Origin of the sequence: Hafnia sp. HMSC23F03 (genome assembly GCF_001816025.1) — a bacterium.
Classification (GTDB): domain Bacteria; phylum Pseudomonadota; class Gammaproteobacteria; order Enterobacterales; family Enterobacteriaceae; genus Hafnia; species Hafnia paralvei.
This window is the reverse complement of sequence record NZ_KV824225.1, coordinates 18,604-29,875: the sequence shown is the minus strand read 5'-3', so window position 1 is coordinate 29,875 and position 11,272 is coordinate 18,604. Positions and strand designations below refer to the sequence as shown.

10 protein-coding genes are annotated in these 11,272 nt (G+C 39.6%); 5 read left to right on the top strand and 5 right to left on the bottom strand.

All coding sequences use genetic code 11. From position 1 onward, the window contains the following. Positions 1-241 precede the first annotated feature (241 nt). Complete coding sequence (locus HMPREF3091_RS10745) at positions 242-835, top strand: DUF2913 family protein (RefSeq protein WP_070715791.1); 594 nt, start codon at positions 242-244, stop codon at positions 833-835. A 4-nt stretch (positions 836-839) separates the two neighbouring features. Here HMPREF3091_RS10745 and HMPREF3091_RS10740 read toward each other — a convergent pair whose 3' ends face one another. The 5 genes from HMPREF3091_RS10740 to HMPREF3091_RS10720 all read right to left on the bottom strand — a co-directional run bounded on the left by HMPREF3091_RS10740 (position 840) and on the right by HMPREF3091_RS10720 (position 4,612). After that, positions 840-1,583 carry a tyrosine-type recombinase/integrase gene (locus HMPREF3091_RS10740; protein ID WP_371328686.1) on the bottom strand — a complete coding sequence of 248 codons (744 nt, stop codon included), beginning with the start codon at positions 1,581-1,583 and terminating at the stop codon, positions 840-842. A 687-nt stretch (positions 1,584-2,270) separates the two neighbouring features. After that, positions 2,271-2,651, bottom strand: a complete 381-nt coding sequence (locus tag HMPREF3091_RS10735; RefSeq protein ID WP_070715786.1) for a protease inhibitor I42 family protein — start codon at positions 2,649-2,651, stop codon at positions 2,271-2,273. A 491-nt stretch (positions 2,652-3,142) separates the two neighbouring features. Continuing rightward, complete coding sequence (locus tag HMPREF3091_RS10730; protein ID WP_070715795.1) at positions 3,143-3,802, bottom strand: DUF421 domain-containing protein; 660 nt, start codon at positions 3,800-3,802, stop codon at positions 3,143-3,145. A 51-nt stretch (positions 3,803-3,853) separates the two neighbouring features. After that, positions 3,854-4,102 (bottom strand): GlsB/YeaQ/YmgE family stress response membrane protein, encoded by a 249-nt coding sequence (locus HMPREF3091_RS10725; RefSeq protein ID WP_070715784.1) that lies wholly within the window; start codon positions 4,100-4,102, stop codon positions 3,854-3,856. Between the two features lie 9 nt (positions 4,103-4,111). Then, positions 4,112-4,612, bottom strand: coding sequence for an E3 ubiquitin--protein ligase (locus HMPREF3091_RS10720; protein WP_070715793.1), 501 nt, complete (start codon positions 4,610-4,612; stop codon positions 4,112-4,114). A gap of 238 nt (positions 4,613-4,850) precedes the next feature. On the opposite strand from HMPREF3091_RS10720, the gene HMPREF3091_RS10715 reads away from it, so the two are divergent. From HMPREF3091_RS10715 to HMPREF3091_RS10700, 4 genes are all read left to right on the top strand, one after another. After that, positions 4,851-5,342, top strand: a complete 492-nt coding sequence (locus tag HMPREF3091_RS10715) for a TIGR00645 family protein (protein WP_070715782.1) — start codon at positions 4,851-4,853, stop codon at positions 5,340-5,342. 873 nt (positions 5,343-6,215) lie between these two features. Continuing rightward, the gene (gene katE, locus HMPREF3091_RS10710; RefSeq protein ID WP_070715781.1) at positions 6,216-8,474 is read left to right on the top strand and encodes a catalase HPII; all 2,259 of its coding nucleotides are present in this window, start codon (positions 6,216-6,218) and stop codon (positions 8,472-8,474) included. Between the two features lie 35 nt (positions 8,475-8,509). Continuing rightward, positions 8,510-9,385 carry an SDR family oxidoreductase gene (locus HMPREF3091_RS10705; RefSeq protein WP_070715780.1) on the top strand — a complete coding sequence of 292 codons (876 nt, stop codon included), beginning with the start codon at positions 8,510-8,512 and terminating at the stop codon, positions 9,383-9,385. Between the two features lie 476 nt (positions 9,386-9,861). Further along, a complete protein-coding gene (locus tag HMPREF3091_RS10700) occupies positions 9,862-10,896 on the top strand; it encodes a CAP-Gly protein (protein ID WP_070715777.1) in 1,035 nt (344 codons plus the stop codon). Positions 10,897-11,272: the final 376 nt, after the last annotated feature.

The window sequence follows — 11,272 nt, the reverse complement described above, 5'->3', positions numbered from 1 at the left end:
GTAATACCGTCATGACAATGACCGGCCTTTCCGAAGACGAACTGGCCCAAATTCGCCACTAAGCATTTCAGCGGCTAGCATGAGCTAGCCATTCCTCTGCTTTCCCCCTAACTTGACTCTCATAATCGGTGGATGAATACTCAATAGGCTGATTTCTATAAATAAAGCCGAGTATTTTCGCTACGTTTATATCCTTATGCTAATATTCTCCACATCATTATATTCAACATAAATCACTGACATGACAGTTCCTTATCACACGCGTCCTACATCAGAATTAGCGCATCTGGCCTGGTGCCTGCTGACATCGGTACGCCTAGCCCAGACAGAGGGGAAAGCGCAGTCTTCGCTAGAGCAGCATGTCTTTATTATGCAATGGCTGTTTACAGCCCAAAAACGCAAGCTGTTCCCGAAGTGCGTTGCGCCAGACGTTATATGGCTGCTCGCTCAGGGTAAAAAATATGGGTTCGGGGCCAACTTACTCAAAAAAGTAGAGTATATATACCGTTCAAGTGCTGAAGAATTAGCAGCCCAAAGTGACTTATTCCGATTTACGTACTTCGTTGAGACATTGAAAACAATGGGTTGGCTAGATTTTATGGTCTCACGTAAAGAGTGGGATCAGCATTGGAAGAGCTCCAATACTGCCAGCGCAATCTATACCCCAAAAGAGGAGCTGCAGCCCTCTTTTGATGAGAATGGAAAACTTGTCAAAACACTCGCGGTACGATTCACTGGTGATACCTCCGGTATTTTTCCCCTATTAGAACAGTGCCACCTCAGCGCCCAACAGCAACCTAATCATGAAGGCTTTTCCGTTTTTCACTTAACATGACTGACTAGCGCAGCAATAATTTGGCCTGTGCCGGCGACATCGAAAAACTCAAATCAGGCGTCACATCGAGCGCAAAAATTTTCGTATACACCTCGGTGTTCTCTATTCTTTTATGCCCCATCAATGACTGAACCTGTTTGATATGTATGCCATTCATCAGCAAATGCACCGCATAGCTGTGCCTAAACGTATGTGGTGTGATGGGACGAACTGAAAATGTGACACCGTCACGTTCTGCTCTTTCCACCGCCGCTTTTAACCAGTTACGCGGCGTCTCTTGGCTAGCCACATCCCACATCGGTGTCGCTCGGCGCGCAAGCAGTCTAAAGGTCGCAAAATATTCCTGCAGTCGGCGAACGTAATCTTCATCGGGTAAAGGCACCGCTCGGAAGGGGACCTCTTGCTGTTCATCTTTCGTCGGACGTCCTCGAGTACGCGGTGCCCGTTGTTTCAACGTCCGCAGTCTGACGAAGGGCATATCCGCGTTGAAAAAAAAGTCACTCGGTGTGAGGGCCAGTGCTTCGTTGATCCGCGCGCCGGTGTTCCACAATGTTTCAATCAACACCCGCTGACGCAAATCGGGAAGATAGCTGAGCAGCACTGAAATTTCTGGCGCCAATAAATAGCGAGGCACATCCAGATCGGCGGCGATCGCCATTTCACGCAGCCGAACCGCACGCGCATAGCCGCCAGGCAAACCGATCGCGCTACGTGAATTCTGTTCTAGATTGTGGGGTATCAGGCTCAATTTTTTAATCTCCGCAATCTCGTGCATTTTGGTACAAAAAACACACAACGCTAGCCGTGATGTCGCGCAGGCCGGTGGCCAAAATGCAAAAGACGTTTTCTGAGTGACTATTTTGCCGAGCTTGATGATAACAGGGAAGGGGAATAAATCGGTGATCGGTCAGTGCTAGTATTGGGGAAAAAACGAAGTGAGCGTAAAAAACGAAATTGCGGTGGTCGCCGTAACGCGCCCGGAACGGCGCCACCGCCAGCCATGAGGTATGCAACCCCAGAGCCCGTGCGGAGTGTAGCCAAATTACAGGACAATGAACAGCCTTTGGGGATTCTAGCGGAAATACCCAATAGTAGGAAAAAGAGCTGGATACGGTAAAGAGCGGAGTTATTTCTTTTCATCAGTGTGCTTACGCTGATAGGTAACGAAGAAATTACTCCCAACTCAATTTACTGATCTCAAATTAAGGTGAGCTATCAAGAAAGGATATAATTGATGGCCAAGAATTAGTGATGTATCGTGTCTAAACCAATACTCAGGCTCTAAGTCATGTAATGCAAGCCCCGTACTGCGTATGATTTATCCACAGAAACGGGGGATAAGTGTGTGGATGAAAATTCGACAACAAAGACAACACAATAACTTTCAATTACAGTATCATTTTAGCTCGGTCTCTTGAGTATTTATTTTGTATAGCTATTTTATATTAATATCGTAAGTCGTACTTTCTTTAGGAAGTGGTTCCCAAGGTTGAGCATATTGCAGGACGACCTTAGACATTCCGGGGGAAACGGCAATAAAATGCATTATTGTACTACCGCCACATCCAACAAGTTTTTTATTTTTACAAGATATGTTTTCCTCATACTGACTACCAATGTATGCGACATTTTCAGGTAGCTTGCGTAAAATCCATAAATATCCAGTTGTTGGATTAGATTTCAGCTCTATACTAAACTGCGAGCCAATTTTAGCATTTATTTTTTGTTGTTCTAGATTCATATTAGCAGCATAAGCATTTGTGATAAAAAAAAGAGCCGATACCGATACAGCTGTGAGACTTTGCAAAAATTGCATAACACACCTCGAATATAAATGTAAAATATTTATCTCAATATATAATGTAAGTCCCTAAATTGTCAAAACATTGTTGCTACCATTGCATCTTCATTAAGAACACTTAAAATTTTAAATGAATATCATATAAATGTTGTAGATAAATAATCTGCTAATTGTGATTGATAGCAATAAAAGTATAATTTAATCGCTCAAGGAGAAAAACAATATAATTATATTATTCACTTTACTATAGTTATCTATTTCATACTGTAAGTTTTTATAAAACAACATGATAACACTTTATAAGTGTAAAAATCAATATAAAACAACAAGTTAGCTATTTCATGCGCTTGTATAAGCCGAGTTTCTATAACGCTTGAGTAAGTAATGATTAATACTCCAAGAGCAAAAATGCCCGCCCGAACATCCCCCCCTTTAAATGAGAACCTTTATAGGATAATCTTTCATTTAAGGTGGGGCTGATTAATAGGGAATAATCTATCTTAACGTTAGCTATGACTTCGCTTGACCTTCCCATCTTTAAGTATAAACGTTAGTTTTCCATCCCAAAACTCAGCAATAAACACTTGTTCTCTCTCTATTCCTACACTCTGGAGATGTTCCTCAAGCCAATCCTCATCTTTATCTATACCGTTAAGCTCAGACTGGCGTGGGCGGCCATCTTTCATAAGAATGATTGATGGCATTTTTCCACCATCACAAACGACAGAGAGAGAGCCGTTTGGTTCAATTTGTGCATAACGTATTTCTTGAAATGAATGTACACCTTGAGAATGCAGTTGCGAAGCAACATTTATTATATCTATTTTATTCCTGCGACGAAGTATGTTATCCATAAGGAACTTACCGTTCTTTATGATAGCTATTGGTTCACCAATGGTAAATGACCTGAAAAACCAGACGTGTTTACTGACCCAATTAAGCAGCGAAATCAAACATACACCAATAAATAACACAATAATATATTGATGCATGGGAATGGCATCGCTATAAATCACACCGCCAATAATGCCACCCAGAACAAAGTTTCCAATGAAGTCAACAGGCGTCATTTGTGAAAGCTGAGTCTTACCTGAAAAGTTCAAATGAGATATAACGACAACAAACCCTATGACAAACTTAAGCAGAACAATGCCATAAAATTCCATATTAAGCCCTTGCTTTGTATAAGGGGCATACAACATGCCCCTTTCATGACTTTAACTTTTAATTTTTCTATAGATATAGAGCACCACAATTGCGCCAATAACGGCAACAACAAAACTGCCGAAATTGAAACCATCCACTTTTCCGAAGCCAAAAAATGTGCTGATATAGCCACCAACGATTGCCCCCACGATACCTAAAGCAATAGTGATGAAAAAGCCAACATTCTCTTTACCTGGCATAATCCATTTTGCAATAATACCAGCGACTAGGCCAAAGATGATCCAAGATATAATTCCCATTGTAATACCTTAATTGTTATTCTTTTTATTAGAAGTAGATTCAGCCTGGGTAAGATCGTTTTCTCTCTTCATGCTGTCTTTAATTTCTTTTGTTTTAGCAGCCGCATCTGTAGCCACATCGTTAGCACCAGTAATAGCTTGCTGCTTTATATGGTCAACCTTTTCTACAATTTGCTCACTTTTTTGTTTGGCATCAGCTTTGATTTCATCTCCTTCTACTTTAGCCTGAGCAGCAATAGACTGAGCTTTTGAATCAGCTTCTGATTTAAGCGATTTAGCTTTTTCAGTCAGCTGTTCAGCTTGCTTACCGGCTTCTTGTTTAACGGCATCAATGTGCTTATCGGCTTCATCTTTAATAGCTGCTGCTTTTTCTGATGCCGCGTCGTTCAGCTGTGTAGCTGAATCTTTAGTATGTTGCAAATGAGAGTCAACTTTCTTATCTGCATCATCACATCCAGCAATGAGCAGTGTGATTGCTGCTGCCAAAAGGGTTTTACTTAAAAATTTCATTAATATATCCTCTTTAACTTTCCCAACCATATGTAATATGGCGCCTTGAAGGGTACATTTTAAATTGAGTTTTTTCCATTATTATTATATTTTTTAATATATCGAGACCTCTTTTGTAAGGTCAAGAATTTCTTTTCTTTGGCTGAAAGCCGATTTCTTCTTTGAAAGAGGTGACAGCATCGAAGTTTCATTACCAACAACTTAACTTACTGAATTTTAACTAGATATAGGGGGCGCAATGGGGAAGATATTTACGAGGATTTTATTTGCGACAAGATGGGTAATGGCTCCGGTGTATTTAGGTCTGTCTGCAGGTTTAATAATTCTGGCCTATAAATTTTTCATTGAGTTATATACGATAATTTTGAATGCATCTCATTACAATAATGAAGAGCTCATACTTAGCCTGCTATCCCTTGTCGATTTCGTTCTGATCGGCGGATTACTTGTCATGGTGATCTTCTCCGGATATGAAAACTTTGTATCACGTCTAAATGTCAAAGGCGCTGATGATGAATTATCATGGATAGGTAAGATGGATGTTGAGTCTTTAAAAAACAAAGTATTTATTTCTGTTGTTTCTATCTCTACTATCCATCTTCTAGGTGTTTTTATGGAATCAAAAAACATTCCTAATGATAAAATTCTAATGTACATAGGATTGCAGCTTTGCTTTGTTATCACTGCATTACTCATGCAGATGTTAGAAAACTTATCAAAAAATGAATAATTTGAGTGTTTTAGTGCCAACTTTCTGCTCGTCTTTTAGTGGCCAAAGCGATGCATTTAATTCATCAATAACACTTGGTGCTCTTTCTGACTGCTGTAACATAATTGTCCAGCAAGGTAAACTTTCATCACTAAAGCGGAGAAGCCTCAAGTGTGTATTAAGCGTTAAAAAGTAGGCTGAGACGTAACAAATTGTTTTTTTTATATTTATACTGGAATCAATAGCATATATATCAGCACTGCGTCCACCAAATCTGCAATGTAGTTATCACAAATTTTAGGTAACCCGATAACTTATCATTTATTTTTCCACCTTTTTATGAGTCGTTATAGTGGGATTAACGTAAACACATAGCATCTCAATGCCACTTCGCTTTGTTAACTCAATCCAACAGCAGTATGTCAAAAATAAGTAAACGTCATTAATTTCTCTCGTTATAAATTAAGCTATCGTTAGAAAAAAATACCACACAAAGGCATTTTTTTGTGCAGCATTAGATTATTCTGCTAATTAAATACCTATTAATTATTGAATTATCTATCAAGTACTTAAATTTCATAGCAATGACAGATCACTTACATCGTGCGGATTTTGATGTTGAGGACCTTAGGAAATGCAATTGGTATGCTATGTTGGCCGGAAAATCTCTTTCCGCTGGCGTGTTTATTCTATCTTTTCGCAGTACATCTTGCTAAGAGATACTCGAAACTCAATGAAGTCTTCTCGAAAATCCAACAAAGCTGATTTAGTTGACAACTAAATCAGCTTTTTTTTCAAAAAAATACATACATGAACAAAACTTAACTATTCTATAAGTGTGGATTAACTTTCACTTTCAAATAACCCATTGAAATTATTGATTATGGTGGTCATATGAAAGAGTCAAACAACAAACCTAGTTCGAAAATCCTGAGTGCTAATCATCAAAACTCAACTGTAAAACCACACTATTTAGATACAGCACCAGATAATATCTCATTGAAACCAATAAATAGCATTAGTCCTCCTGGAACGGAACCTATGGCACCCGGTTCTCAAAAGTCGACCAAAATTTCTAATAAAAAACTCAAGCAGCTAGACAAATTTCGAGCATTACCAGATCAAGAACACTTGCGCACTAATCAAGGGGTTAAGATCTCTGATAACCAAAATTCATTAAAAGCAGGTAGCCGCGGTTCAACCTTACTTGAGGACTTTATCCTTCGTGAGAAAATTACCCATTTCGATCATGAGCGCATACCGGAACGAGTAGTTCATGCTCGCGGCGCAGGTGCACATGGTTATTTTCAGGTTTATAAAGATTTAGCACCACTCACAAAAGCCGGATTTCTTCGGGATCCTTCTGTCAAAACCCCCGTATTTGTGAGATTTTCTACTGTTCAAGGCTCTAGAGGGTCTGCTGATACCGTCAGGGACATACGCGGCTGGGCAACAAAATTCTATACATCAGAAGGTAATTTTGATCTGGTGGGTAACAACACCCCTATTTTTTTTATTCAAGACGCTATCAAATTCCCAGATTTTGTACATGCGGTGAAACCAGAACCACATAATGAAATTCCGCAAGGACAAAGCGCCCATGATACTTTTTGGGACTATGTCTCTCTACAACCTGAAACTTTGCATAATGTAATGTGGGCAATGTCAGACCGTGGTATACCCCGTAGCTATCGCATGATGGAAGGCTTTGGCATTCATACCTACAAAATGATCAATGCGAAAGGGCAATGCCATTTTGTTCGCTTTCATTGGAAACCGGTATATGGTGTTGCATCCTTAATTTGGGATGAAGCTCAACTCTTAACTGGGCGAGATCCGGATTTTCACCGACGTGAATTATGGGAGTCTATTGAAGCCGGTGATTATCCGCAGTATGAACTCGGTTTACAGGTTATTAGTGAAGAGGATGAGCATAAATTTGATTTCGATATATTAGATCCTACTAAGCTGATACCTGAGTCATTGGTTCCTGTACAGCGAGTAGGCATGATGACCTTAAACCGCAATCCCGATAATTATTTCAGTGAAACTGAACAGGTTGCATTTTGCCCTGGCAATATTGTGCCTGGACTCGATTTCTCTGATGATCCCCTGCTTCAGGGACGACTATTTTCATATATCGATACACAGATCAGCAGACTTGGGGGCACTAATTTCCATGAAATCCCCATCAATAAACCAGTGTGTCCTTTTCAAAATCATCAGCGTGATGGTATGCATCGAATGAGTATTACTAACGGTGCAAATTATGAACCTAACTCAATAAACAATAACTGGCCAAGAGAAACTGCATCCGCTGATACAGAAGGCGGTTTTGTTTCTTATCCTCAAAAAACTGACGGTACTAAGCTCCGCAAGCGAAGTGATACATTTGCAGATTATTACTCTCAACCCCGACTATTCTGGTTAAGCCAAACTAAGAGTCAGCAAGACCATATAGTTGGAGGGTTTAGTTTCGAATTAGGGAAAGTGGTTCGCTCATGGATACGTGAACGTGTTGTTAACCAACTCACCTACATAGATCATAATTTAGCTAAGTCAGTAGCTGATAATCTAGGAATAAAATTAAGTAAAGAACAACTCGCACAGCTTCTGCCAGAACACGTTTATGGTCTAAAAAAGGACTCTTCATTAAGTATGTATGATGGCCATAAGCAAGTTTTAAAGTCACGGCAAGTCGCGCTTCTTGTTGCTGATGGCGTTTGTGGTGATTCTGTTTCCAATATAACGAATTTACTGCATAAGCTTGGTATCCATACCAAAATCTTCGCCCCCCATTTGGGGAAAATAGCGACTCTCCAAGGTACCGAAATCGATGCTGATGGCACAATAGAAGGGAATCCTTCTGTTTTAGTTGATGCCGTTATTGTTCCAACTGGAGAGGAAAGTATTCAAAAGCTCATAAAGAATGGCAATGCTAAACACTACTTACTTCAAGCTTTTAAACATCTTAAAGTTATTGGCTTACAAGGCAGAGCAATTGAGTTATATGAATCACTATCATTACCTAAACCCGATAAAGGCGTAGTGACTGATTCCGATACGAAAAAATTAGTGCAAGGTTTTAGTCAAGCAATGAAGGAACATCGTATCTGGTCTAGAGAAAAAGTCGCTATTGAGATACCCGGTTAATTTTAATTATGTAACTTGCTAATTAAGGATAAGTTATGACTAGTACAAGTAATCAATATCCTTTCCCGCCATTTGATATTCAGTCTCAACCTGAACCTGGTCTAGTAAGCCAAATGAAACCAAGACCTGATCACGGGGAAGATAGTTATCAAGGTAGTGACCGGCTTATTAATCGAAAGGCATTGATCACTGGAGGTGATTCAGGGATCGGCAGGGCAGTTGCTATCGCTTTTGCTCGCGAGGGTGCAGATGTTGTTATTAATTATTTACCCAATGAAGAAGCTGATGCCAAAGAGGTTATAGAATTTATCGAACGAGCAGGACGAAAAGGATATGCCATTCCTGGGGATATTCGTGACGAAAACTTCTGTAAATCATTAGTGAATCAGGCAGCTGGGTTACTGGAGGGATTAGATATATTAGTTAATAATGCAGGTAAGCAACAGTTCGTTGAGTCAATCTCAGACCTAACAACCGAGCAGTTTGATGCGACTTTCAAAACTAACGTTTATGCGATGTTCTGGATATCTAAATATGCTCTTAAGATAATGACGTCTGGTGCAACGATCATCAACACATCTTCTGTTCAGGCTTATACACCTTCCGCTGGGCTGTTAGATTATGCACAAACTAAGGCCTCTATAGTAGCATTCACCAAATCGCTTGCAAAACAACTAGCGGTTAAAAATATACGAGTGAATGCTGTTGCTCCAGGACCTTACTGGACCCCTCTGCAAGTCTGTGGCGGGCAGCCTCAAGATGCGATCCCACAGTTCGGAGCTGATACTCCAATTGAAAGACCGGGACAACCTGTAGAAATTGCCCCTCTTTATGTCACTCTTGCAGAGGAGGACTCAAGTTTCACCTCAGGACAAGTATGGTGCTCAGATGGTGGTACTGGCACTCTTTAGAATTAGTTCATTTGTAAGCTTTAATTAAAACGCGCATTGCAAACTAATTTTTCTATATGGTGTACTGATGTCGGAAGCCATCCTGCTTGCGGATGGCTTCCGTCTTTAAGGCTAATCTGCGAATGAAAAGGATCCATTGAGCTGTTATGGGACTTAAGTCAGTGACGAGAGATCATATCAATTCAGGGTGAATCCGCCAAAGGAACTATATCTCTGAATGATAGTGATTAATTTTATACAAACCAATTCATATACATCAATATTGTTCTTTTCAATATTAATGGCGTCATAACAACCAGATGGTTACTGGCACATTCTTCCATATGGAGAATCATATTCAGTTGGTTTAATATAAATTCCACTGTTATTTTATGCGTTCTAGATTTTAATTCTTTTCTTATCCAATACTCATTATAGTTTACCCGCTAGACTATACTTTTAATGATTTAAATAATTTTATTAACAAGGAGCATTCAATGGAGCTTACAAACAGAGTTGGACAGCTAAAATCAGCATCATGGGGCGGGATTTGGGCTGGAAGTTTATCCGTACTTGCAATATCAATATTGATGTCGACGCTTGGTGCAGCTCTCGGATTCTCAATGATTGAGCCATTATCAGGGGATCCAATGGATGGGGTTGCGACTTCCGTGCTCGTTTGGTACGTATTTTCAGCTATAATTAGCTTAGCGGTTGGAGGATATATTGCAGGTCGGCTTGCTGGTATAGATGGTGCAATTCATGGTTTTTTAGTGTGGTCAACTGCTTTAATAATTGCAGCTGTTCTTGGCAGCTTAATTCTAGGTAGCGCGATAAAAACAACCGGTAACGTACTTGGTAGTGTGGCATCAGCCACAGGAAATGCGGCTTATAGTGCGAGCTCTATGCTCGGGAATGGTGTTTCTAGTCTTGCTAAATCAGGTAGCGAGATATTTCATAATATCGATATCAACACAAATTTAAAACAACAGGGAATGACATCAAACTTGACAGATTTGATTAAAAAAAGTGGGATAGAGTCTTTACAACCAGAGTATATTGACGAACAAATGAATGGTGCTAAAGACGATATTTCTGAAGCGATTAATGAAATTGTAGTCTCGCCAAAAGATAACGATATAACCATCAACAAGTTGAAAAACAAGCTAAAAACACGTGTAAATGCTTTGACTAAAGATGTAGATAGAACGTCTCTAACTAACGCTATCAGTAAAAATTCAGATTTGACTCCAGATGAAGTCAATCAAGCGGTAACGAATATCATCTCAGCAAAAAACAAAGCATCAGAAGTTATTAACCAACGATTCACAGATGCTGAGCAAAAAATTGATGAAGCTAAGAAAAATTATGCTGAGTTGAAAAAACAAGCACGTGAAAGTGCCGATAGGGCTGCGGAAATGGCGGCTAAAATATCGCTTGCTTCATTCTTTGCTCTATTACTTGGTGCCCTAGTCAGTACTTTTGCTGGTTTTTTTGGTGCAAAAACTTCATTACATTTCACTAAACAATAATGATTCCGAGGCCTATTAACATAGGCCTCATAAAAAAAGCCTAAAATACTAAAATCTCATTAAGTTATTTTTTTTAAAGACGGGAGTTCTGTCAAACTCGCAGAAAGTTATAAGTTGGTTCTACATCATTTGAAAGTGGAAAAGAGTACGTCATTCTTGTGTACAAGCTATTTATTGTTTACTTCAAGCGTAGTGCTTAGCAGTGTTAGTATATATCCTTTCGCCGATATATACTCATGATAGACACCATGTAAGCGTCAGCCGAAGGCCGTATTGATTATTACAAGGATGGGATTTCGATCTTCCAAGGCAACAGATGGCTAGTCTGCAATAACGCCAGCACACGACACAGATAAATTTTGGGACCTAGACTTTT